This window comes from Allobosea sp. OAE752, from assembly GCF_050433265.1.
Taxonomy (GTDB): domain Bacteria; phylum Pseudomonadota; class Alphaproteobacteria; order Rhizobiales; family Beijerinckiaceae; genus Allobosea; species Allobosea spartocytisi.
In genome coordinates, this window is sequence record NZ_JBNPXO010000010.1 from 175,358 (window position 1) to 198,332 (window position 22,975).

25 protein-coding genes and 3 pseudogenes are annotated in these 22,975 nt (G+C 62.7%); 17 read left to right on the forward strand and 11 right to left on the reverse strand.

The window, feature by feature from the left end; all coding sequences use genetic code 11:
- Window positions 1-285: 285 nt before the first annotated feature.
- Window positions 286-498 (reverse strand): hypothetical protein, encoded by a 213-nt coding sequence (locus GGC47_RS22705; protein WP_162720268.1) that lies wholly within the window; start codon window positions 496-498, stop codon window positions 286-288.
- On the opposite strand from GGC47_RS22705, the pseudogene GGC47_RS22710 reads away from it, so the two are divergent.
- Together GGC47_RS22710 and GGC47_RS22715 are read left to right on the forward strand one after the other, a co-directional pair.
- Window positions 436-676: pseudogene (locus GGC47_RS22710) on the forward strand (integrase); the annotation flags it as partial. The gene GGC47_RS22705 and the pseudogene GGC47_RS22710 sit on opposite strands and share 63 nt — an antisense overlap.
- A gap of 19 nt (window positions 677-695) precedes the next feature.
- Complete coding sequence (locus GGC47_RS22715; RefSeq protein ID WP_429068928.1) at window positions 696-848, forward strand: hypothetical protein; 153 nt, start codon at window positions 696-698, stop codon at window positions 846-848.
- Between the two features lie 2 nt (window positions 849-850).
- On the opposite strand, the gene GGC47_RS22720 is transcribed toward GGC47_RS22715, so the two are convergent.
- Window positions 851-1,201 (reverse strand): PilZ domain-containing protein, encoded by a 351-nt coding sequence (locus GGC47_RS22720; RefSeq protein WP_429068930.1) that lies wholly within the window; start codon window positions 1,199-1,201, stop codon window positions 851-853.
- 602 nt (window positions 1,202-1,803) lie between these two features.
- Here GGC47_RS22720 and GGC47_RS22725 point away from each other — a divergent pair.
- From GGC47_RS22725 to GGC47_RS22775, 11 genes are all read left to right on the forward strand, one after another.
- The gene (locus GGC47_RS22725) at window positions 1,804-2,598 is read left to right on the forward strand and encodes an IclR family transcriptional regulator (protein ID WP_038357932.1); all 795 of its coding nucleotides are present in this window, start codon (window positions 1,804-1,806) and stop codon (window positions 2,596-2,598) included.
- Window positions 2,599-2,619: 21 nt separating this feature from the next.
- The gene (locus GGC47_RS22730) at window positions 2,620-4,683 is read left to right on the forward strand and encodes a hydantoinase/oxoprolinase family protein (RefSeq protein WP_429068933.1); all 2,064 of its coding nucleotides are present in this window, start codon (window positions 2,620-2,622) and stop codon (window positions 4,681-4,683) included.
- A gap of 5 nt (window positions 4,684-4,688) precedes the next feature.
- Window positions 4,689-6,239, forward strand: a complete 1,551-nt coding sequence (locus GGC47_RS22735) for a hydantoinase B/oxoprolinase family protein (protein ID WP_429068936.1) — start codon at window positions 4,689-4,691, stop codon at window positions 6,237-6,239.
- Window positions 6,240-6,329: 90 nt separating this feature from the next.
- A complete protein-coding gene (locus GGC47_RS22740) occupies window positions 6,330-7,469 on the forward strand; it encodes an ABC transporter substrate-binding protein (RefSeq protein ID WP_429068938.1) in 1,140 nt (379 codons plus the stop codon).
- Complete coding sequence (locus GGC47_RS22745; protein WP_429068941.1) at window positions 7,466-8,233, forward strand: ABC transporter ATP-binding protein; 768 nt, start codon at window positions 7,466-7,468, stop codon at window positions 8,231-8,233. The genes GGC47_RS22740 and GGC47_RS22745 overlap by 4 nt, the downstream gene beginning before the upstream one ends.
- A complete protein-coding gene (locus GGC47_RS22750) occupies window positions 8,202-9,167 on the forward strand; it encodes a branched-chain amino acid ABC transporter permease (protein ID WP_429068943.1) in 966 nt (321 codons plus the stop codon). The genes GGC47_RS22745 and GGC47_RS22750 overlap by 32 nt, the downstream gene beginning before the upstream one ends.
- A complete protein-coding gene (locus tag GGC47_RS22755) occupies window positions 9,164-9,952 on the forward strand; it encodes an ABC transporter ATP-binding protein (protein ID WP_429068946.1) in 789 nt (262 codons plus the stop codon). The genes GGC47_RS22750 and GGC47_RS22755 overlap by 4 nt, the downstream gene beginning before the upstream one ends.
- The gene (locus tag GGC47_RS22760) at window positions 9,945-10,823 is read left to right on the forward strand and encodes a branched-chain amino acid ABC transporter permease (RefSeq protein WP_429068949.1); all 879 of its coding nucleotides are present in this window, start codon (window positions 9,945-9,947) and stop codon (window positions 10,821-10,823) included. The genes GGC47_RS22755 and GGC47_RS22760 overlap by 8 nt, the downstream gene beginning before the upstream one ends.
- Window positions 10,824-10,849: 26 nt before the next feature.
- Window positions 10,850-11,185, forward strand: a complete 336-nt coding sequence (locus GGC47_RS22765) for a cupin domain-containing protein (RefSeq protein ID WP_210245639.1) — start codon at window positions 10,850-10,852, stop codon at window positions 11,183-11,185.
- A 493-nt stretch (window positions 11,186-11,678) separates the two neighbouring features.
- Window positions 11,679-12,590 (forward strand): alpha/beta hydrolase, encoded by a 912-nt coding sequence (locus GGC47_RS22770; protein ID WP_429068952.1) that lies wholly within the window; start codon window positions 11,679-11,681, stop codon window positions 12,588-12,590.
- 80 nt (window positions 12,591-12,670) lie between these two features.
- Window positions 12,671-13,504: a MerR family transcriptional regulator gene (locus tag GGC47_RS22775; RefSeq protein ID WP_429068955.1), complete on the forward strand. Its 834-nt coding sequence runs from the start codon at window positions 12,671-12,673 to the stop codon at window positions 13,502-13,504.
- A 218-nt stretch (window positions 13,505-13,722) separates the two neighbouring features.
- Here GGC47_RS22775 and GGC47_RS22780 read toward each other — a convergent pair whose 3' ends face one another.
- Window positions 13,723-14,592, reverse strand: a complete 870-nt coding sequence (locus GGC47_RS22780; protein WP_429068957.1) for a LysR substrate-binding domain-containing protein — start codon at window positions 14,590-14,592, stop codon at window positions 13,723-13,725.
- A 96-nt stretch (window positions 14,593-14,688) separates the two neighbouring features.
- Between GGC47_RS22780 and GGC47_RS22785 the strand changes: the two genes are divergently transcribed.
- Both GGC47_RS22785 and GGC47_RS22790 read left to right on the forward strand, forming a co-directional pair.
- Window positions 14,689-15,288 carry a LysE family translocator gene (locus GGC47_RS22785; protein WP_429068960.1) on the forward strand — a complete coding sequence of 200 codons (600 nt, stop codon included), beginning with the start codon at window positions 14,689-14,691 and terminating at the stop codon, window positions 15,286-15,288.
- A gap of 272 nt (window positions 15,289-15,560) precedes the next feature.
- Window positions 15,561-15,998 (forward strand): acetyltransferase, encoded by a 438-nt coding sequence (locus GGC47_RS22790; protein WP_429068963.1) that lies wholly within the window; start codon window positions 15,561-15,563, stop codon window positions 15,996-15,998.
- A gap of 977 nt (window positions 15,999-16,975) precedes the next feature.
- On the opposite strand, the gene GGC47_RS22795 is transcribed toward GGC47_RS22790, so the two are convergent.
- The 4 genes from GGC47_RS22795 to GGC47_RS22810 form a co-directional block, all read right to left on the reverse strand.
- Window positions 16,976-17,512: a PAS domain-containing protein gene (locus GGC47_RS22795; RefSeq protein WP_429068966.1), complete on the reverse strand. Its 537-nt coding sequence runs from the start codon at window positions 17,510-17,512 to the stop codon at window positions 16,976-16,978.
- Window positions 17,513-17,583: 71 nt separating this feature from the next.
- On the reverse strand, window positions 17,584-17,796 hold the full coding sequence (locus GGC47_RS22800; protein ID WP_429068969.1) for a hypothetical protein: 213 nt from the start codon (window positions 17,794-17,796) through the stop codon (window positions 17,584-17,586).
- Between the two features lie 248 nt (window positions 17,797-18,044).
- On the reverse strand, window positions 18,045-18,326 hold the full coding sequence (locus GGC47_RS22805) for a GNAT family N-acetyltransferase (RefSeq protein WP_429068972.1): 282 nt from the start codon (window positions 18,324-18,326) through the stop codon (window positions 18,045-18,047).
- A gap of 295 nt (window positions 18,327-18,621) precedes the next feature.
- Complete coding sequence (locus GGC47_RS22810) at window positions 18,622-19,029, reverse strand: helix-turn-helix domain-containing protein (RefSeq protein ID WP_429068975.1); 408 nt, start codon at window positions 19,027-19,029, stop codon at window positions 18,622-18,624.
- Between the two features lie 628 nt (window positions 19,030-19,657).
- Between GGC47_RS22810 and GGC47_RS22815 the strand changes: the two genes are divergently transcribed.
- Window positions 19,658-19,819, forward strand: coding sequence for an aminotransferase class III-fold pyridoxal phosphate-dependent enzyme (locus tag GGC47_RS22815; RefSeq protein ID WP_429069047.1), 162 nt, complete (start codon window positions 19,658-19,660; stop codon window positions 19,817-19,819).
- 79 nt (window positions 19,820-19,898) lie between these two features.
- On the opposite strand, the pseudogene GGC47_RS22820 reads toward GGC47_RS22815, so the two are convergent.
- From GGC47_RS22820 to GGC47_RS22835, 4 genes and pseudogenes are all read right to left on the reverse strand, one after another.
- A pseudogene (locus GGC47_RS22820) lies at window positions 19,899-20,093 on the reverse strand (ISL3 family transposase); the annotation flags it as partial.
- A gap of 229 nt (window positions 20,094-20,322) precedes the next feature.
- On the reverse strand, window positions 20,323-21,270 hold the full coding sequence (locus GGC47_RS22825) for a nucleotidyl transferase AbiEii/AbiGii toxin family protein (protein WP_429068978.1): 948 nt from the start codon (window positions 21,268-21,270) through the stop codon (window positions 20,323-20,325).
- A complete protein-coding gene (locus tag GGC47_RS22830; protein WP_429068980.1) occupies window positions 21,260-21,856 on the reverse strand; it encodes a hypothetical protein in 597 nt (198 codons plus the stop codon). Before GGC47_RS22830 ends, GGC47_RS22825 begins: the two co-directional genes overlap by 11 nt.
- A 218-nt stretch (window positions 21,857-22,074) precedes the next feature.
- On the reverse strand, window positions 22,075-22,431 hold the full coding sequence (locus GGC47_RS22835) for an SAVED domain-containing protein (RefSeq protein WP_429068983.1): 357 nt from the start codon (window positions 22,429-22,431) through the stop codon (window positions 22,075-22,077).
- Here GGC47_RS22835 and GGC47_RS22840 point away from each other — a divergent pair.
- Window positions 22,391-22,586, forward strand: a pseudogene (locus GGC47_RS22840) (transposase); the annotation flags it as partial. The gene GGC47_RS22835 and the pseudogene GGC47_RS22840 overlap by 41 nt on opposite strands.
- Window positions 22,587-22,975: the final 389 nt, after the last annotated feature.

Genomic DNA, 22,975 nt, shown 5'->3' on the forward strand with positions numbered 1-22,975 from the left:
TCAGCGCGCCTCCGGGCGCCATCGCGCGAAGAACAAAATGCCGGGGACGGCGGGCGGCGGAAACTGGATGGCGATCTTATAGGTTTGGTGAGATCGTCGTAGATGCTGAAAGCTCTGATAGAGCAAGGTGCTCGGCCGCGACGCCGCCGCCCTGATGTGGGAGGCGTCCTAGGCCGAGTACGGGGGCATGTCCGGGAGCGAGAGGGCTGCCGGCCTCAGTGACGAGTTGCTAGCGCTAGCCGCTATCGACTGAGGTGCGCTATACGGTTCGCCTGGAGGGGGACGTCATCCACCCTCCGGGACTTCTGCGGCTTGCCATTCGTCGAATGTCGCTCGCGCGCGGTCGGTCAGCATGGAGCCGAACTTGGCGGAATCGGCGGCGTAGAGGCAGTGCCTCATGACCGTGAACGGGTTCATCGCGCCGCTGTCCGCTCTCGCCTTCGCGTAGGCGATGTCGCCCTCGGAGGCACCGTTCGCCTCCGCACCGCCATCGTTCAACAGAAGGCCGGGCGGCCACCTCGACGCCTAGGTTGCTCTGATTGGGTTGGATCCAGCGCTCTATGGAACTCACAGCCTCCGTCGAACGACGGTCGCGCTGATCTACAAGCGCACTGGAAATCTGCGCGCCTGTCAGCTCCTTCTCGGCCATACAAAGCTGGAAAGCACCGTGCGCTAACTCGGCATCGAGGTCGACGATGCGCTTCTCCTTTCGAGAATTCCGACAGATTCTGCTGGATCCGTCTCGCCTATTCTACCGCGTCATCGGCAGCAAAGTCGTCATCTTCGTCGTCGTGGACGGGCGCCGCGACATGCAGGCTTTGCTTGAACGCCGAATACTTGGCCGGTGAGCTCACCCGGCGCCGGAAATACTGGATTCTCGGCACCATCCTGTTCGGGCTGTTCTATGGGGCGTTGCTTCTGCAGGTGGGGCGTTAGCTAAGTCGACGGATCGGAATGCGATTCCGATCGAAGAACGATCCTGCCAAACGATCCGAGCTTCTCGGTCAACGCCGATAGCCTGCGAGGTGATATGAACGCCCCCTTTTTCGTTAAAACCGACGGGAACTCTCAGCATCGCGCCACCGACCGAAATATCCCGGATCATGCAGCTGAATATGGCCCCGCTAGCCCCCTTGAGCTTGGCAGGCTGCACTCGGCGTTGCCGCTCAGCGGCGCGATTTGAACGGTCAGACATGATCATGCTGATAGCCGAACACGCGTATCCTTCCACTGAAGTGGCGGGCTAAGATTTTAGCCGTCCGGTTCGCATTGCCTCCGGAGAGCCCTCCTTGCTGGAGCGGCCCATTGTCTTGGTCCGCCAAGCATGACGTGCTCGGTCAGCGCGCGATGGATCGGGATCGAAACCCTGGCACGGACGTCGAGTTGTCGAGCGCGGTCGCCATCAGACGAGCGCTCCGCCGGAATTGAAGCCGAATGACGGAAACGCGCGAAGGCATGGTTCCGGCGCAGCCGAAAGCCCGGCCCGCAGGGGCGACGCCCTCAAGCTGGATCTATTGTCCCAGATCCTGTCGTGATTTTCCCCTTACTTGCGACAAAGGACACGCGACACAGAAATCGCCCAAAGTATCGTGGGCCGTCCGAGCGGCGTGAAGATGCTTTCTCCAGGGGCGCTGCATTGGCCAAGGCGCGCACCTGGAGGCCGCCTAGCCGTTGGGGCTTGCCGGACCACTTCCTTCGTTCGTGAGATTCTCCTCGCCTTGACAGCCGGTTCAATCCTGTCCATCGTATCATATAACAAAATGACATTTCATTATATGAAATGAAATGCAAAGAGGAACGCCCTTGTCGACCGATTTGCCAAAAGCGGCGGGGAAACCTGCGCCTGCCGGCACCAGCACGCTCGATCTCGCGCTTCACGCGGTCGACTACCTGGTGCAGCAGAGCCGCCCGGCTTCGCTCGCTCAGATCGCGGAAGCCCTCTCGGCGTCGAAGGCGACGATTTATCGGCATCTGGTGACGCTGCAGCGTCATGGTTTCGTCCGTCAGGAGGCCGAGACGGGCCGCTACGAGGCCGGGATCAAGCTGATGATGCTGGGCGAAGCCCTGCGTCAGCGCTTCGATATCGTCAGCGCAGCGCGCGAGGAGCTGATGACCCTGCGCGACCATACCGGCCAGGCGGTCACGGTCTGCGCCGCGATCGACGACGAACTGATCGTCCTCGAACTGATCCAGGGCCGCACGCTCATCGAATTCTCCACGCGGCCCGGCACCCGGCTCGCCTTCCATGCCAGCGCCCATGGCAAGATCTGGCTCGCCTTCGGCTCCCAGGAGCGCACCGCCGCGATCGCCAACGGCCCGCTTGAGGCCTGGACGCCGGCGACCATCATTTCAACGCAGGCGCTGCTCGCCGAGGTCGAGGCTGTTCGTAAACGCGGCTGGGCCACCGCTCCGAATGAGGTCATCACCGGCGTCAACACGCTCGCCGCCCCCGTCTTCGACCACCGCAAGATTCTCGTCGGCTCGATCGCCATCGTCGGTGCGACGCAGTTCATTCCGCCCGTTCCCGACCCCGAACAGATCCGTGAGGTCGTCGGCAGCGCCGAACGCATCTCGCGTGGTCTGAGCTGGCAAGGCTGAAAGATTGGAAAGACCGAGAACATGACCTATTCGCTGGCCGTCGACATCGGCGGTACCTTCACCGATATCGTCCTGCGCGACTCCCGCGGGGGCTTGAGCGTCGACAAGACGTTGACCACCCATCACGACCTGCTGGAAGGCTTCTTTCGCGGTGTCGACTCCGTTCTCGGCAAGGCCGGCATCGGTGCGAGTGCGGTCGAGGGCGTCGTCGTCCATGCCACCACGGTCGTCACCAACGCGCTGATCGAACGCAAGGGCCTGCCGACGGCGCTCGTCGTCACCGATGGCTTCAGCGATGTGCTCTCGATCCGCAACGAGCATCGCTACGACATGTACGACCCGCAGATCGAATTTCCCGAACCATTGGTCACGCGCGAACTGACCTTCGGCATCAAGGAACGCGTCCTGGCGGACGGCACCGTGGCACTCGCACCGAGCCCGCAGGACATTGCCGAACTCGCGGCGGAAATCCGGGCGAGCGGTGCACGCGCCGTCGCAATCTGCTTCCTCAACAGCTTCGCCAACCCGAATAACGAAGCGCTGGTCGCAGCCGCCTTGTCACGCGAACTCAACGACGTCTTCATCTGCACCTCGGCGGAGGTCGCGCCGCAGATCCGCGAATACCAGCGTGCCTCGACAGCGACGGTAAACGCCTATGCGATGCCGATCTCACAGCCTTATCTCAAGCGCCTGAGCGACCGTTTGCGGATCGAGGGCTTCGCCAACACCCCGCTGATCATGCTCTCCTCTGGCGGCGTCGTCGGAGCCGAGACGGCGGGCCGCAACCCGGTGCGGATGATCGAGAGCGGCCCCGCGGCCGGAGCGCTCGCCGCTTGCCACTATGCCGAACTCCTCGGCATCGACCGGCTGATGTCCTTCGACATGGGCGGCACCACCGCCAAGGCCTGTCTGATCGAGAACCGCACGCCGCTGATCACCGGGCTGTTCGAGGTCGACCGCCGCTATCGTTTCCGGGAAGGCAGCGGCCTGCCCGTCACCGTGCCCTCGATCGACCTGATCGAGATCGGCGCCGGCGGTGGCAGCATCGCCCATGTCGACGATCTCGGCCTGCTCAAGGTCGGCCCCGAAAGCGCCGGCTCCAATCCCGGACCCGCCTGCTACGGCCGCGGCGGCCAAAACGCGACCGTCACCGATGCCGACCTCGTGCTCGGCCTGATTGATGCAGAGAACTTCCTCGGCGGCGACATGTCGCTCGACAAATCCGCCTGCGATGCTGCGATGGAGCGGCTCGGCGAGGCGCTCGGCCTCAACGCCGTGCAGGCGGCGCGCGGCATTTACCGCATCGTCACAGAGGCCATGGCCTCGGCAGCGCGTACCCATGCGACCGATCGCGGCGTCGACTATCGCGGCCTACCGCTCTTCGCCTTCGGCGGTGCAGGCCCGCTGCATGCCTGCGGAGTCGCGGAACTGCTGCAGAGCACCAGCGTGATCGTGCCGCCTCAATCGAGCGTGCTCTCGGCCTTCGGTACGCTGGTCACGCCGGTCCGGCTGGATCTTGTGCGCAGCGACCTGACGCGCGTCGACCATCTCGACTGGGAGCGCGTCGATCGGGTCATCGGAGACCTGGAAAGGGAAGGCATCAGTGCGCTTGGCGAATCCGGCTGCAGCGCTGCCGACGTCACGATCCTCGTCGGCGCCGACATGCGCTATGTCGGCCAGCAGCACGAGGTCACGATCATCTTCGAGACCGATCCGCGCCGAAGCCGCGACACCGCCGCACTGACCGCTGAGTTCGAGGCAGCCTACCGGACGCTCTACGGCGTCAACCCGTCACATGTGCCAATCGAGCTCGTGACCTGGCGAGTGATCGCGCGCGGCCCCCTGCCACATTTCGACGGGCAAGCCAGGCCCGAGATCGCCAGCGGCGCGCCCAAGCGCCACCGCGCGGTCCATGCCTGGGAGGACGATCAGTCCGTGCCCGTCTACGAACGCGACACGCTCGCCACAGGCCAGACCATCGCCGGTCCCGCCATCATCGAGGAGCGCGAGACCACGACCGCGCTGCCGCCCGGTTGGAGCGCGACGATCGACGCGCTCGGCTGCATCGTCGCGACGAAAGGCTGAATCCCATGGATGGCGTCGAACTCGAGATCCTCTGGTCCAACCTGATTGGCATCGTCACAGAGCGGGCCAAGGCGCTGCAGCGCATCGCCTTCAGTCCTATCGTCCGCGAGGCCGGTGATCTCGCCTGCGCGCTGTTCGACCAACGCGGGCGCATGGTGGTGCAGGCCAATACCGGGACGCCTGGCCATATCAACTCGCTCGCCTTCGCCGGCGCCCATCTCGTGCGGCTGTTCGAGGGCCGCTGCGAGCCCGGCGACGTGCTGATCACCAACGACCCCTGGCTCTCGGCCGGGCATTTCTTCGACATCACCATCCTGACGCCGATCTTCGACGGAGAGAAGCTGCTCGCCTATATCGGCTCGACCATCCACCACACCGATATCGGCGGCTATGGCATCGGCGCCGGCGCCCGTGACGTGCATGAGGAAGGTCTGTGGATTCCGCCGCTCAAGCTCTACGAGCGCGGTAAGCCCAGCGAGATGCTGCATGACATCATCCGCCGCAACGTGCGCACGCCCGACGCCGTCTTCGGCGACCTCTCGGCTCAGGTCTCCTCCGGCGAGGCGGCGGCCGAGCACCTGATCGCCTTGTGCGAGCGCTATGATGTCGATGACATCGAGGCCTTGTCGAACGAGATCATCAACCGCTCCGAGGAGGCGACCCGCAACGCCATCCGCAAGCTGAAGCCGGGTACCTATCACGGCGAGGCCGTCTTCGACGTCCCCGGCGGCGAGATCATCACGCTCAAGACGGCCGTCACGATCGATGCCGAGAGTGGTTCGATCATCGTCGATTTCGATGGATCCTCGCCGCAGACGACGACCGGCATCAACGTGGTGCTGAACTACACCCACGCCTATTCGACTTTCGCCATCCGCTCCTGCCTCAATCCGGATCTGCCGAACAACACCGGCTCACTGGCGCCGATCGAGGTGCGAGCCCCGGTCGGCTCGATTGTCAACTGCGCTTATCCGGCTCCGGTGAATGCGCGCCATGTCGTCGGCATGTATGTGCCGATGCCGATCCTCAAGGCGCTGCATCAGGTCATGCCGGAGCGTGTGCTGGCGGAAGGATCGGGTGCGGTCTGGACGATCCAGATCCAGGGCCGCAAACCCAACGGCGAAGCCTTCACCTCCTCGATGTTCAACTATTCCGGCGGTATGGGCGCCCGCGCCGGCAAGCCGGGACCCAGCGCCACCTGCTATCCGACCGGTGTCGCGGCCGTGCCGATCGAAATCCTGGAAGCGGCGATGCCGATCGTCTTCGACCGCAAGGAGCTGCGGCCGGGCTCGGGCGGCAAAGGCCGGATGCCGGGCGGCGACGGCCAGATCATCCAGTTCCATATGCGCACCGACCACGCCTGGCTGCTCAACGCCGTGCCGAGCCGGCTCGAGCGCGGTCCCGACGGCATCGATGGCGGCATGCCAGGAGCGCCCGGTCGCTTCCTCGTCAACGGCAAGTCCGTCAGCGAAGCGAAGAAGCTGACTATGCAGGCCGGCGACGTCGTGCTGCTCGAGACACCGGGCGGCGGCGGCTACGGCAAGCCGGCCGCCTGACAGTGCCCGCCACCAGACTCAAGCCCAAAAAAGGCGGGGCCTCGCATCGCGGCCACCGGCCGGGACCAGGCAAAACCGGGAGGAGAGATAATGAAGCAGACCCTTTGGGCGACCGGCCTTGCCGCAAGCCTCGCGCTGTCCGGCGCGCTGCCCGCCTCTGCGCAGGAACCCTACAAGATTGGCGTTTCAGCTGGTTTGACCGGCTATGCCGCGACCGTTGACCGCGCCTGGCGCGACGGCGTCGAGCTCGCCGCCGTCGCCGTCAACGCCAAGGGCGGCGTGATGGGCCGCAAGATCCAGGTCGTCGTCGAGGACAACCGCTCGGAGCCTCAGGAAGCGGTGACGGTCTACCGGAAGATGCTGAGCTCGGACAAGGTCGACGTCTTCGTCAGCGGCTGCGTCTCGGCCGGCAATTTCGCGGCCGCCGGCCTGCTGCTGCGCGCCAAGGTGCCGATGATGCTGTGCTCGATCCTGCCGACGCAGGCCGAGCATCTGCCCTGGGCCTTCACCACCCTGCCGCCCGCCGGTTTCGAGATCGACAAGCGCCTGGAATACCTCAAGGAGAAAACGCAGATCCGCAAGATCGCGGTCCTGCACGACCCAACCCCTTACGCCAATCTCCAGAAGAGCGTGGCCGAGCGCAACGCGGCCAAATACGGTCTCGAGGTCGTCTCGGTCGACCAGTACAAGCAGGACGATGCCGATCTGAGTGTTCAGGTCAGTAAAGCGCGGTCGGCGGGTGCGGGCGCGATCCTGAAGATCGGGCTTGGGGGCACGACGCTGACCGCCGCCAAGAACATCAAGCAGCTCGGCGCCGACATGCTGTTGCTGACCAGCCTCGAGGATCTCGCCGTGTTCGGTCCCGTCTCCGAGGTCCTGGGCGACAAGTTCTTCTTCGTCGCCTCGCCCTCTCAGGTCTATGAGGCGCTGCCCGAAGGCGCCCTCAAGACCGGCATCAAGGCCTTTCTGGACCCCTGGCGCGAGAAATATCGCGATCGCGACCCGAATTGGGCCTCGCGCGGCTGGGACGGCGTCATGCTGACGGTCGCCGCGATCGAGAAGGCGAAGTCCTTCGAGGGCGAGAAGGTCCGCGCGGCCTATGAGGAGCTGAGCGGCTTCCAAGGTACGACCGGCATCTACAATTTCCGGCCGGACCTGCACCAGGGCATCACCGAAAACCCCTTCGTGCTCGCCACGATCGAAGGCGGCAAGGTCAAGGTGGTGCAATGAGCTTCGCGGTCGCGGCCAAGACGCAGGCGCGTATTGCTTCGCCAATGGCGGGCGTGACTCCGCCGATCCTGGCCGCGACCGGCCTTTCCGCCCGCTACGGCCATATCCATGCGCTGCACGGCGTCGACCTGCGCATCGGCGAAGGCGAGCTCGTCGCCGTGCTCGGCCCCAACGGCGCCGGGAAGTCGACGCTGCTGCGCGCGATCATGGGGCTTTCGGCCAATAGCGGCGAGGTCCGCTTCCGCGGCGAGGTGTTGCCGCGGCACGATGCGGTCGCGGTCGCCGCGCGCGGCCTCGTACTGGTGCCGGAAGGGCGCGGGCTGTTCGCCCCGATGAGCGTCTCCGACAATCTCGAACTCGGCGCCTATCGCCTGCGCGACAAGGCCGAGTTCAACCGCCGTCGCGAGCGCGTCCTGACATTGTTCCCGCGTCTGAAGGAGCGGCTTGGCCAGGCCGCGGGTTCGATGTCGGGCGGCGAGCAGCAAATGCTCGCTCTCGGCCGGGCACTGATGGCCGGGCCGAAACTGCTGCTGCTGGACGAGCCCTCGCTTGGCCTTGCGCCGCGTGTAACCGGGGAAATCCTGGAGACGCTCGGCCTCTTGAACCGCGAAGGCCTGGCGATCGTGCTGGTCGAGCAGAAGGCGCCGCTGGCGCTCGAACTCGCATCCCGCGTCTACCTGCTTTCGCTCGGGCGCATCGTCGCCGAACTCGATCCGCGTGACATCACCTCCCATGACGATCTCGCCCAGCATTACTTCGCCTGAACGGCGTCCGATCAGGCTGGTCGGCCTGCTGCCCTGGCTCTTTGCCGCGGCGGTCGTCGGCTACGCCATGGTCGTTGGCGGCTATGCGGCGACCGTCGTTTCCTTTGCCCTGATCTATGCGGTCTTCGTGACCGGCCTGAACCTGTTCATGGGCTTTGCCGCGCAGGTCTCCTTCGGCCAGAACGCCTTCGCCGCGATCGGCGGCTACATATCGGCCGTGCTGACGACGAGCCATGGCTGGGGGCCCTTGCCGGCCATGGTGCTGGGCATCGCGGCTGCCGTACTGGCCGCCGCGATCGTCGGCTTTCCCGCGCTCAGGCTGAAGGGCCACTATCTCGCCATGGGCACGCTGGCCATCGGCCTGATCACCTATGAGATCACGGTCGAATGGCAGTCGGTGACGCAGGGCTATATGGGCATTTCCGGCATCCCGCCTTTCGGCATCGGCCCCTGGGAGGTCACCTCCGACCGAGGGCAGTTGATCCTGCTGTCGCTGGTCGTCGCGGCTTGCACCTTTGCCGCCGCGCGAATCCGCCGTTCGCGTTTCGGGCGAGCGCTCTCAGCGGTCGCGGGCAGCGAGGAGGCGGCGACGGCGCTCGGCATCGCGGTCGCGCGCTACAAGCTGGTCGCCTTCCTGCTTTCCGCCGGGTTCGCGGCGCTCGCAGGCTCGCTCTTTGTCCATATCGTCGGCTACGTCAGCCCCGAGGTCTTCGGGCTGCACATGGTGATCGTCACCTTCACCATGCTCTATGTCGGCGGCATCGGAACGGTTGCCGGTCCGCTGGTCGGGGCGCTGATCGTCAGCCTGCTGCCCGAGACCTTCCGTGCCTTCAAGGACTATCAGGATCTGGCCTATGGCGCGGCGCTGATCTTGCTCCTGATCTATGCACCGCGCGGGCTCGCCAGCCTGTTCGCCCCGCGGGGCCGCTCATGAACCGGCTCAGACTGGAAGGCGTGACGCGCCGGTTCGGCGGGCTGGTCGCGGTCGATGATGTCTCCTTCGAGGTGCCGGCTGACGGCGTCACCGCGGTGATCGGCCCCAACGGCGCCGGCAAGACCACGTTGTTCAACCTGATCTCCGGCTTCCTGCCGCCGAGCGCTGGCCGCATCACGTTCGAGGGCAACGACATCACCGGCCGCCCGCCGGCCGAGATCGCCAGGGCGGGACTGGTCCGGACCTTCCAGCTCGTCAAGCTGTTCGAGGATCTCAGTGTGATCGACAACGTCAAGGTCGGCTGCCACCTGCAGGGCAGGGCCGGGCTGTTCGCGGCACTGTTCCGGCCTGCGTCGGCGCGCCGCGAGGAACAGGCGCTCAATGCACGAGCCCGCGACCTCCTCGCCTTCGCCGGACTGGCGGCTATGGCCGACGAACCCGCATCGGCGCTGCCCTATGGCCGCCAGCGCATGCTGGAGCTCGCGCGGGCCATGGCCGCAGGCCCGCGGCTCATCCTGCTGGACGAGCCGGCCGCCGGCCTCAACACCGAGGAATCGGCGGCATTGTCGCGCATCATCCGCCGCATCGCCGACGAGGGCACCAGCGTGCTCCTGATCGAGCACGACATGACGCTGGTGATGAACACAGCCGAACGGGTCGTCGTGGTCGATTTCGGCCGCAAAATCGCGCAGGGCACCCCGGCCGAAGTCCGCGTCGATCCGGCCGTGATCGCGGCCTATCTGGGCACCGGCAAGCCAGCTATGCAGGAGCATTCCCATGGCTGACTGGTCCTATATTCCCCAGGTCCTGGTCAGCGGGCTTGGCATCGGCTGCGTCTACGGGCTGATCGGCATCGGCTTCTGCGTGATCTACAATGCCAGCGGCATCGTGAACTTCGCCCAGGGCGCGTTCGTGATGCTCGGCGGCATGATCACCCAGGTGCTGTTTGCGCGTAACGGCGTGTCACTCCCCGTGGCCGCGCTGATTGCGATCTTGGCCGTCGCCACGCTCGGCGCCGTAATCGAGCGGATCGTCGTCAGGCCCTTGTGGAACCGCAAGGCGACGATGTTCGTGATGATCCTGGCGACGCTCGCCGCCCAGATCGTGATCGAACGGCTGACCCTGATCGCGGTCGGCGATCAGCCCAAGACCCTGCCCGTCTTCACCGACCGGCCGCCGCTGATGATCGGCTCGGTCGCGCTCAGCTACCAACTCATCTGGATCGTTGGCGGATCGCTGGCGATCGTCGGACTACTGGCCGCCTTCTTCAGCCTGACCAAGACCGGCAAGGCGATGCGCGCCTGCTCGATCAACCGCGAGGCCGCGGCGCTGCAGGGCATTCCGGTCTCACGCATGCTCGCGCTGGCCTTCGCGCTGAGCGCAGCGCTGGGAGCCATCGCCGGCATCCTGATCACGCCGACGCAGTACACCGCCTTCAATGTCGGCGTGCCCTTCGCGATCAGCGGTTTCATCGCCGCGATCGTCGGCGGTTTCGGGCGGCCCTTCGGCGCCTTTCTCGGCGGCCTGCTGCTCGGCCTGCTACAGGCTCTCGCCATCGTCGGCTTTGGCGCGGGGCTGAAGAATGTCGCCGCGCTGTCGGTGCTGCTGCTGTTCTTGTTCATCCGCCCATCGGGGATCCTCGGCGCGGCGAAGTGACGAACCACGCAACGATCGGAGCCAACATGATGGACATCCACAAGATCGACTGGAACCAGATCCCCTGGACGCCGGTTCGTCCGGGGGTCGACCGCAAGGCGTTCTCCGGCTCGGCGGCGACGCTGGCGCTGCATCGACTGATGCCGGGTCACGAGCCCAAACCGCACAGCCATCCCCATGAGCAGATCGCCTATATCGTCAGCGGCACGATCCGCTTCTTCATTGGGGGGGATGAGCATCTGATCGGCCCCGGCGGGCTCGTCGTGATTCCCTCCAATGTCGAGCATTGGGGCGAGGTGGTTGGCGAAGAGCCCGTGATCAACCTCGACGTCTTCACCCCGCGTCGGCCTGAATACGCTTGAGTGCTACACTGACGTATCAGCGGCGCGGCACAGAGCTCGACCCTGTCACGTTCTCTCGCTTACGGGGATTTTGCTATTCCGGTTGCGATCAGGGCGGCAAGCGCATTTGGCCACCTCTTAAGCGGCTCGGCAAGGTCCGCTGACGGACCCTCTCTGGACATTGGGAGCGTCCGCTGGCGGACGGCTCCGGGCCGGTTTATCGGCGAAATTTTGGGCCGTGTCTTTTTGGTTGTAGTCGCGCTGGGCCTGGTGGCCACCATCGGCGGCGGATGGGCGTTCGCAATGTTTGCCTTGGCGCTCGTTGTTCTGCTCATCCTCGCTCGTAAAGTTCTCCCCTCGCAACAGCAGTAATGGGTCGAAATGCGATGCGATGCGGCATACCGTCCGCGTCCATCCTCCGACATCTGTAGGACTTATGACGAAGCGCTGGGTGAGATGCTGTGTTCTGGCCTGCCTTATGACCCTTGCCGCTTCTCGACCGCAGGCAGCGCCGATGAGGGATCCTGACGTGATCGAGGTACCCGGTCCCGCTGGGCCGCTCTCGGGAACCGCGTTGGGACCGTCGAACTCCGATGCCCCCGTCGTTCTCATCGTCCCGGGCTCAGGACCGACTGATCGCGACGGCAACAACCCGCTCGGCGTCCGCGCGTCCTCCTACCGCCTGATTGCGGAGGGGCTAGCCTCGCGTGGGATCAGAAGCGTGCGTATCGACAAGCGGGGCATGTTCGGCAGCGCTCGCGCGATCTCAGACGCCAACGCCGTCACCATGGAGGACTATGCCGCCGACATTCGAACTTGGGTTACCACCATCCGTCAGAGGATGGGCGCTCCATGCGTATGGGTGCTGGGGCATAGCGAAGGGGGGCTGGCGGCCTTGGTCGCCGCCCAACGGGCCCCCGACATCTGCGGGCTGCTGCTGGTCTCGGCGACAGGACGTAGACTTGGCGATGTGCTCCGCGACCAGATCGGAGCGAACCCCGCCAATGCACCCATACGCAAACAGGCCGAGGCGATCATCGCACGGCTTGAGGCCGGGCAGCGGATCGCTCCAGAAGACATACATTCGGCGTTGCTTCCGCTGTTTCGACCTGAGGTGCAAGGCTTCCTAATCAGCACTTTCGCGCTCGACCCGGCCGAACTGATCGCAGCCTATACGGGACCGACACTGATCCTCCAGGGACTTCGCGATATCCAAGTCGGGCGAACTGACGCGGAACGATTGCGCCAAGCACACCCTAGTGCCGAAATGGTCCTCCTTCCGAACGCAAACCATGTCTTGAAGGAAGTCGCTAGCGACGACCGGATGGCCAATATCGCAACCTACCAGGATCCGGATCGCCCTCTCGCGGATGGCGTGATCGGAGCTCCGGCCGCGTTCGTACAACGACCGAGGCGCGACCGCTAAGGGTCGAAAGCGGAACTGTCGGCGTGCTAGATGGATCGGCCCTTGACCTGACATCAGGTGGAAGACTTACGCCCGGCCTCATGACGGATCGCAGATACACCATCGGCCAAGTTTCCCGCCTGACAGGCGTTTCGACACGCCGCATCAGGTTCTACGCCGACGAGGGGCTGCTCCCGCCATATAGCCGGACCGAAGCCGGGTATCGGGTGTTCAGCGGCGAAGACGTTGCACGGTTGGAGTTAATCACAGCACTTCGCGAAACCGAGGCCAGCCTCGGTACTATCGCTTCTGTCCTCTCCAAAAAAGCCACGCTCCGCGAAGTGCTGACGGCACAGCTTGCCGAAGTCGAGCACCGGATAACTGCCCAGCGGCGTATCGCGTCAACGATGCGCTCTGCGCTTCAGTCTACCGAACCAACTGTTCGAGACCTGAAAAGGGTAGCAAACATGATCGACATTGCGCACAGCGAGCGACGCGAGATTGCAAAGGCGTTCTTCGACAAAGTGACCGATGGAATTGAAATTGATCCGCGTTGGAAGCTTCGGATGATCGAAATCGGAACGCCGGAGCTTCCGGAAGAACCGACCAAGGAGCAGGCTGACGCATGGATTGATCTTGCGAAGCTCTTTGACAGCGAAGATTTCTATAAGAGCATGCGCTTGAGGGCTGAAGACACTGCAGTGACGGGCCTGCAATACGAAATAGACCCCCTAGATAAGCGCCTGCTGGCGCATATCGAGCTGATGAAGCAGGTTCGAGCTGCGATGAGTGATGGCCTCGCGCCAGATTCCGAACTCGGGCAGTCCATTGCAGAGCAGCACCTGACGGACAGCGCGCTCATAAGAAAAGAGCCGGATGCCGAGGCTTTTCGGATCGTATCCGCGCAATGGTACGGTTGCAGGAACCGTTCCTGAAGTTTTATCAGCTCATAGCCATCTTGCGCGAACGGCCCGACTTTAACCCGCCCGAGGCCGAATGGCTGCAAGCTGCCCTGCGATATCGCTTAGGGGTAGAGTAAGGTTCGGCTCAGGGGGAGAGCTCGGGGTTCTCCCTCACGCTATTGAGAATATTGCGTCCGCAACGGGTAGACAGCGGACATTTGCTTAACGAGGACGCGCTCGGGCGCAAGGGGCTACCCCTCCAGTTGCCATCGCCCAGCCACGCCGCGGCGGATCGACTGGGCGAGTTCCGTGCATGCGCGTGTCGTATTCGCGGCACACCTATGAAGGTTGATTGCAAAGGACGGCAGTTCCGGCAGACGCTCATCCGGATGCAGGATATTCAGGTCGGCTGGAACAGTGGACTCAAGCCATGCGGTCACGGCGAGATCGGCCCGGACCGTGGCACGGGTTGCATCAATGCTTCCACTTTCGAACATGGTTCTCCATGAGAGGCCCCGCTCTGAAAGTGTGTGGAGGACCGCCGGGCGAAAGGCACAGGTCTCGGCGACCAGCGACACGGGGAGAGGGGTCTTCAGATGTGCGGAGCCGCCCCTTGCTCCGACCCAGACCAGGCGGTCGACCAACAGCCGTTCCCCGCCGAATGCTGAGACCGGCTCCTCGACCAGGGCAAGGTCGACGAGACCGCTTTCGGCTGCTGCCAGCAACTCCGGGGAGGACAGGCAGACCAGTGCCACCTCAACGAGCGGGTTCTGCTCCGCATAGGCCTTCAGTATCGGGGTCAGCCAGGCTCCGACGAGATCGTAGGGCGCACCCAAGCGTACCCGCCCATCGACCGCGCTGTCGGTGACGCTGGACCAGATCTCATCGTTGAGGGAAATCAGGCGGCGGGCGTTGGGCAGGAGACGCTCTCCAGCCGTCGACAGACGCAGGGTCCGCCGCTCTCTGAGGAATAGCCTGCCAGTGAGGTCCTCGAGGCGCGCAATCTGCTGGCTCACGGCACTTTGCGTCAGGTGCAGGGCGTTGCCGGCTGCCGTCATGCTCGAATGATCGGCTACGGCAACGAATGTCCGGAGGAGGGCAATATCGAGGTTTCTGCTCATGTGCCATTATAACTGCTAATGCCAACCATGCTCAACATGCGTTTCTCTTATTGAAGGTCGCGCCGTAGTTTCGCTCGGCCAACAACGGAAACAACCATGTCTGCCGCCGAGTTTTTGCCTCTTGCACTGTTTGTCCTTGTCTCAACGATCACGCCCGGAGGTGCGACGACCCTCGCGACTGCTTCCGGGGCGCATCATGGATATCGTCGTTCGGTCCCGTTGATCGCAGGGATCGCGGTCGGTCTCGGTTCGATGGCTGCTTCTGCGGCTGCTGGGCTTGGTGGGGTGATTCTGGCAATGCCGTCACTTCAGCTCGGCATGAAGTTCGTCGGAACCTGCTATCTGCTCTGGCTCGCCTGGAAGATGGCGCTCAGCGGTGCGCCGCATCTGAACGCGACGGTATCGAAGCCGACCAGCTTCATCGGGGCTGCGTGGTTGGTCTGGCATAATCCCAAGGGGTGGGCCATGGCATTGGGTGCCGCCGCATCATTCGCAGCCATTGCCACTGCCCCATGGCATCTCGGCGCGATCCTCGGGATCTTCTTCGCCGTTGGGGCGGTCTTGTCATTGTCGCTATGGTGTCTCGCCGGACTTCTATTGGCGCGACTGCTGAAGACGCACACACAGTGGCGCGTTCTCAATCTCATGCTCGGACTGCTTCTTGCGGCGTCCATTGTGCCCATGTGGTTTGAATAGGCCCGGCGGATGAGATGGTTGACCCGGAACAGCGGCCGGAGCCGCCTCCCTCACGTTCAGAGTGTTTGAGAGCTACAACTTTGCGGGCCCAGCAGCTTGGCCAGAATGACGGTGAGGCATCAACGACCATCGCGGGGCGCTTGATGGTCGCTTAGGGTCGAACGCGGAGGCTTAGCCGGTGGGGGCAGCCGCAGACTACTGCTTCCCATCGTTCTAGAAACCAAATAGGACGCGGCCGCTCCAATTGACCTGAAGTCACAAGTGACACAACCATGCGTATTATTAGGCCTTCATGCCCCAGCGATGGTGAGCGCGCGATCGAAATTTGGCGTCGCGCTGTTGATGCTACACATGGCTTTCTGACACCGGAGGATCGCCTCGCCATTGACGAGTTGGTTTGTAGCTTTCTCCCCGAAGCACCGCTTTGGCTTGCCGTCGATTCCGACGATCATGCGCTAGCCTTCATGCTTGTCGACGACGGGCATATGGAGGCACTCTTCGTCGATCCAGCTTATCGCGGGAGCGGCATTGGCGCTGCGCTAGTGCGCCACGGCCTGCGACTCCATCCAAAAATGACCACTGACGTGAATGAACAGAACGGCCAAGCCGTTGGCTTCTACGAGAAATTCGGATTTCGGCGCACAGGTCGTTCGGCTCTCGACAGGCAAGGCCGACCTTATCCGATCATTCATTTAGAATATGGTGGCTAACTAAGGTTCCGAGCCCCGGACGCTGTTCAACCGGGAGCCGTTCACTTAGCTTGGCAGGCGCTGCTGTACCTCCCGTATCCAGAAGATAGGCAGGCTGCAATAAGCTGAGGCCAGGAGGCCTTATATTACACCTGTTGTCTGATTGCGGCTGCCGGCCAAACCGTTTTTCTAAGCGCGTTGGACCGCCCTATCGCGGACGTTCCAGAGGTCCGATAAGGGTCGGAAGCAGACTTGCGATCCGAAGCCGAACGCGCCCTGTTTTGCGTTACCTGCGGCGGAGGAAATGATGGGCTTGGTCCGAATTTTAATCGCGGCTGCAGCAACCGGTATTGCGCCGAGCTTAGGCGGCTCGCAAATCCCGGCCTGCTCAGGTCCATGGCCTTAGATCGGACCATGCGGCCTACTTTGAAACAAGTTTCGTAGATTCGATCACTTGCCACGTTCCGCAACACTACTCATTCCGAAAATTCTATGACCTCAACCTCCGGCCGAAGGATGGCGGGGCGAAGCCATTTCCACAAGAACTGATCGATTATCGCAATTCGGATGACATCTATTCCGTCTTTGTGATCCACGAAGGCCATGGCCTCTATTTCCGTTATTTCGGCTATCAATTTGTGAGTAACGAGGTCGCCTGCTTCTGATCTGCGACAGTGCAGTTGAGAGGCGTCAGCTATGGGTCGAAAGCGGTCAGTTGTACGCGTTAAGCAACGGAGCGTTCCCCGCGTGACGGGTTGCCCAACAGACCAGCCCTCAAGGGGGGCTATCACCTGCTTGGGTTTGGTGAAATCTGGGGTCTCGGCAATTTGCCCGAACCGCATTCGAGAACCACTCCGTAAAGGGCGCGAGTTGTACAGCATCGCGATCAGGACGTCCGGCCGCTGATCGACGAAAGCCCCGAAGCGCCGTCCCTGGTCAAACAGCAAGACGGCTCGCCGCAAAGTAGGAGGCGATCTGAGCCCGGCAGGTGAAGACTCTCACCGAACGACGGAAATCCGCGGACACGGCTTTGGTGGTATCTTCTCTCTCGACGCTAGACGGGTAGCCATCTCCATCAGAGCCATGTCGATAAAGAGCGAGAGTGATTTTTCCCCAGCCCCTCGTACAAGCTGGGCCGCATTCAGCAAATGGTCTGCGGCCATCGCGAGAGGGTGCTCGTCGGGCTGCTCCCAGACGTGAGCGCCGCCGAGATATTCCAGGGGGCGCCCGCCTCGCCCAGCCCGCACACAACTTCCCGCGATTTCGATACGGTGAAGCGCCTCAGAGCTCATGACGCGATAACTGAGGCTGATATCGCCACCATAGAACGAGGCTCGCTCAACTGCCTCGACATAGGGAGCCCGATCATCCGGGTGGATCGACTGGGCGATGCGCTCCGGTTTGACGCCGGCGCGCCCTTCAATTGGATCGATACCAAGGAGCAACGCCAGTTCTGCGCCCAGGAAAACAGAATTCGATGCCACCAGCCAACGCCAAGCGCCGGCAAACCGCGCAACATCGATCGGAGGTCGCATGTCAGTCTCCTTTGGAGCGTTTCGGATCGGGGAGCGCTTCCCCGCAGATGTGCCGGGGAAGCAGAGAGGGTCTATCGTCCGGACGGGGGAGGCTTGAACTCGGCAATCGCGCCGGCCCTGAGAGCCTTCCCCTTGATGAGCTCGACTTTGGCTAGACCCAATAGCGCTGCACTGACCGGGTCGATCTTCGACGCATCCTGGATCAGGACATCCACTCGGGTGATAAGGAGGTCGATAGGATCGCAAATCGAGCGATCCGAAGACACGGGACGGGCGTCAACCATGGATGTTCACCTCCTGATGTCGCCGTAAATCAAGGGCGGCCACGAATTCTCGCTGCAATCCGGCGACTCGCCGTAGAACGGATTCACGCAACCGGGGATGTCGCGATCCGGCTGCAGGGTCCGCATCGGTGGAGCGGGAACGAATTCGGTCGAGCCGGCCACGGCGAGGGCAACGTCATCGACGGCCGCAGATTTGGGCGCAGCCGCCTCCAAGGGGCCTGGCCGATCCCATTGGCCCTCCGGCCGTATCAGGACATTGGCGCCGGAGAGATGCGACAGTTGCTCGGGAGGCGCTTCGGTAACGAGATCTCGTAATAGACCTCGTCGGTCAGATAGCTCAGCCCCGGGCCTGAGCGGCGCTCGAACCCGAAATGCTCCCAGAGCTTGAGAACGGGTGTGGCGGCTTGACCGTAGAAGCGCCGATACCCCTTGGCCTTGCCGAAGGCGATCGCGGCGCGAATGAGATCGAGGGCAAGGCCGCCACGGCAGCGGGGCAGCACGGCCAGACGCTCGAGCTTGATGAAATTCATCAGCCCTGCTGAAATCGAGAAAATGATGTCCGAACAAGGCGGTAAGAGTTTGTTTACTCCTGCGTGTACTCTGAGCTTTGCATCCTAATCGCCTTGCTCTGTCCGTAGCGGGCGTCAGTCATGCCAAGCTCAAGACTCGCCAAGCTGCCTTCGCTGGTTGCTCAAATTCGTCAACTGGCCGACGAAGCTGCGTCGCTCAACAATCCGATCCTGGATCAATTATTGTCCGCGGCAGTCCATGAGCTTTTGAGCTTGCAAAAGGACGGGGCCAGCGGTGAGGATGAAGCATCGGAGCCTATTTCTGCTGATCATCGGACTCCGCGAGAGCTTCGACAAGATCGATAATGCGGCGGCGGGCGCGGTTATTCTTGATCTGGGAAAAAGCCCTGAGCAATTGAGCGCCTTCGCTCGTCAAAAGAAAGTCGGAGACGTATTCGCTTGGCCGATCATTCACGCCGGCGAGAGCTTGCTCGCTGCTAGGGGCGCCGTCGAAGAAAAATGATACGGGGACGCCCAGCATTGTGGCAATGTGGTGCAAACGACTGGCGCTGACTCTGTTTGAGCCGTTCTCGTACTTCTGTACCTGCTGAAACGTAACACCGAGAGATTCGCCCAGCCTCTCCTGGCTAATGCCGGCGAGCATCCGATGCATGCGAATGCGGCTACCGACGTGCCGATCGATAAGGTTGGGTAGCTTTGCCATCACTGGAATCCCCCTGCCGGCGTCTTGTCAATTTTCGACAACCCATTTCTTAAACTGCCGCTCAAGATGGCGTAACGCAACATCCACGCCTATAACTTTCAATCCGGCATTGACGTGTTTTTTGAGCGCACTCAATCTTAGGCAGCAATATGAGATTTCTGAGTCAGTGGGTGGTTTGACCTCGCGCCCGCAACTTGCGCCCGAGCGTTGGTCGATATGAATTGGACCTTCCGCTAGATGTATTACAACGTGATCGATCCGCTGGTGACATTCAATTCGCTGCATCGCGCCGACAGGGGCGATGCTCCTGGCAGCCGGTGAACTACTCGTGGAAGCGCAAGACCGTCACGGCATCCGAGGTAAGCCGCCGCTGCAGCCGGACGGCATCTCAAAGACCGCTGCCTCGTCGGCCTCTTCGCGCAGGCCCTTGTAGGAGGCGTGACGTAGCCCGCCGTCCCGGAGCAGGACAATCAATGCTGAATACTGCCCGCACTAGTGTCGAGCTTCTAGCGATGCGCGACCGCAACATCCCGCGCGGCGTCGTTACCGCCCATCCCGTCGCGGCACGCACAGAGGGGCCTATCTCTGGGGTGTAGAGGGGTGGCGCTATCTCGATTTCGTCGGCGGCATCGGCGTGCTCAATGTCGGCCACAACCATCCGCGCATTGTCGCCGCCGTGACCGAACAGCTGAGTCGCGTCCGCCACACGGCCTTCCAGGTGGCTGCTTACGAGCCTTACATCGCCTTGGCTGAGCGCCTGAACCGGCTAGTCGGAAAGGGCGAGGCATAATAAGAGCATCTTCCTTGCCTCCGGCACCGAAGCTGTCGAGAACGCGATCAAGATCGCGCGCGAGTAAATGGGTTCTTCCTCACTTTGTGTGGAGCGGCGGCAGCATTCGTGCCTTGAGTAATTCAGAGCCTGCCCGACCATACATTGCGCGCTTGAGGGTCTTGAGGCGGTTGATCTGGCCTTCGGCCTGCCCGTTGCTCCAAGGCAGCTCTATGGCGCTGTTGACGGCATCGATGTCTCTGCGCAAGACGCGAGCGAACCGCATGATCGGAATCCCGGCCGCGAGGCGATAGGCAATCGGCTGGTGTGATTTCAGATCCGCCGACTGCCGACTGCCACCAACATCGGGCTGACATCTTGTATTTGAAAACCGCTGGCCTGAGGGGCTGACGGTCACCAGGATCGACGCCGCGGCGGACCGCCCGTTGACGATCGAGTTGCTTAAGGTCTTGGCGCTTGGCGAAGTGATGGCCGTGGCCTGATGGCGGCGAAGGTTTGCTGAACTACAGTTTGGGCGCCCACTTGGCGATTTCGGCCAGGATGTCGTCGAAGGCCGGTTGGCCGCGGAAATAGAGCGCGCCCGATGCGGCATAGGCTTTCTGCAGGGTGGCGCGGGTCGCGGGGTCGCTCAGGACGAAGGCTTCGTTCTCGATGATCACCGGGTTGTCCGCCTTTGGAAAGCGCTTTGCCTTATGGTCGAGGTAGTCCTGCGTGCCGACGAACGCCTGCACGGTCGGGTCCTGGAGCAGGGAATAGACATCGTAGTAGTGGCGCATGAAGTTGGGCGGGAACGCGCCGGTCTCTTGCTGCTGGCGGAACCTGGTCGAGATCGCCTGCAGCTTTTCAACGAGCGTATGGCCTGGGTGGTAGCAGGCGACGTCCCGGGCGCGGTTGTCGATGATCTCGACGCGGTTGGCGGCGAAGTCATAGGCCCACGAGCTGATGTCTCGCGCCTCGTTGGGCGCAACATCGTCGAAGCCGACTTCGAGCAAGACCCGGTCCTTAAGGCCCTCGATCGATCCATTGATGCTGGCATAGGTCAGGCGAATGCCCGCGCTGCGATATTGACGGGGGTCATCGAATGCCGCGTCCCGCTCGACGGATGTGATCCCGTCGATGGCGATGGTCTGCGCCAGGCGATCATAGAAATCCTTGCGGCTTTGGACGTGAGCCGGTTTGTCGTGGTTGCGGCCGATCATCACCGCTGGATTGGCCGGAGGCTCGATGCGGATGTCGATATCTTCCGAGAACCGGCTGATCAGACCATAGCCTTTGGACAGCGACGTGCCGCCCTTCAGCTCGAACGTCATGCCAAGTTGCTGCAGGCCGTAAAGGCTCTGCATGATCCAATAGTCCTTCTCGACCAGGGCCGGCGCGATGCCTTGGTCGTCGGCGACGATCCGGATCAGGTCGGCGAACTGTGGATGATTGTGTAGGAAATCACGCGGCATCCTGGGTGCCCACCTCGGCCAGAGCGCGGGCGAAAAACCTCTTGGCCCGCTCGGAGCCGTAGGACTGTGCGGTCTTCTTCACCCGTGCTCGGTCACTGGCGGCCAGGCGCGCCTTGACGCGCTCGAGCACTTCCTCAGCGCTCTCTCCGAGCTGGTGGAGGTTGTTCACCAGATCGACCATCAGAAACTCAGCGGTGAGCTTCTTCGGGAAGGCGGGCTTTATCCGAAAATCATATGTGCGTCCGCCCAGCGCGAACTTGCCATGGCGCTTGTGGTTATAAACCACGGTCTTGTTGTGCAGCTGGGTCGTGCCGACGCCGAGCGCATTGTAGGCGTTCGGCGAGGCCAGCAGGAACGGGCCGCCTTTAAGGAAGGTGGCGACGAGGGTGTCGTCCTGGGGAGGTGCCTTTCCGAAGGCGGTCTCTTTGGGCGCGTAGTAGAGGCCGCCGGCGAGCTTGGTGAGGACGCCGGCCTGCACCGCCTCCTTGAGGTGACGATCGACCGCCGTCGACCATTGGACCAGATCCGCCCGGCGGTAGGTCTGCCCGGGTCGGAGCTTGGCTTTGAATTGGTCGAACTTGCTCATGGCTACAATCTAGGCCTCCGCGGTCAGTTTGCAAGGAATGTCATTAAAAATCCATGCAAAGACCGATGAGGCTGCCGTGTGGTGGTTCGGACAAGGGAGGGGAAGGCATTCCCCAGCTGAACTTCGGTTTCGGGATTTAATTGGAAAGTGACAACTACTACTCAGTCGATCATAAAGGAGGTTGATACGTCTTGCTGCCCTGCCGGTCGAAATCGAATTCATAGACGACGCAAGGGGCTATGCCCTGTTGATGCTGACCGAGAAAAAAACAGGAAGCTGTTGGGGCATGCCGCGAAGATGTGGACCACGGCATCGGGGTCGTACGCTGTAATCTCCCGCAGGTGATTGGAGACGTGCTCGGCAAGGACCGCCGCGTGCGCGCCACCTGCCACGCTTGGCTGTCCCGGTCCCCCGGGAAGCGCGAACGAAACCAGACGCCCCACGCCCGGTAGATGCGTCGCGACGTAGGCCCGCGCTTGCGCGGTCGCGGACTGTGAAATGCTGATCGCAACTGCGATGTCGTTGCCGGCTCCAAGGCTCGAGCAGAACCCACATCTGACGCTCCACGCCCTCAAGGCAGAACTGGCAGCGCATGGGGTCAGCGTCTCGCATAACGCGATCTGGCGCTTCCTGCGCCGCGAAGGGCTGCGCTTCAAAAAAAACGATGTTCGCACTTGAGCAGGCAAGACGCGACGTTGCCCGCCGGCGCCAGCGGTGGCGGGCATGGCAGCGCCATGTCGGGCGCCTCGTCGAGACCATAAAACCCAACGAATGCGTCAACTACCTCGCCAACGCTGGATACGTTTCAATCAAAACATGAAACGCTCTAGCCGTCCAACCAGCGCGCTACCCGCGCGAAGGAGGTTGCGAGGACCCTGCGAGATGATGGCGCACCGGTCAGACCGGGGATGAGGACAACCCGCCGAATGTCGAGGGCGTCGAAGCCCGCGAAGCAGAATGGGACCTCGTCCGCGGAAACCATCAGGGCCAGCGGTCGATGACCGCGCGAACAGGCCGGACACAAGACTGCACCCGACCAGCACGCCAGATCGTCACAGACCCCCTTGCAACGCGGGAGCCATCCACACAGGACATTCCTTGCCAGACCATGAGACGGCC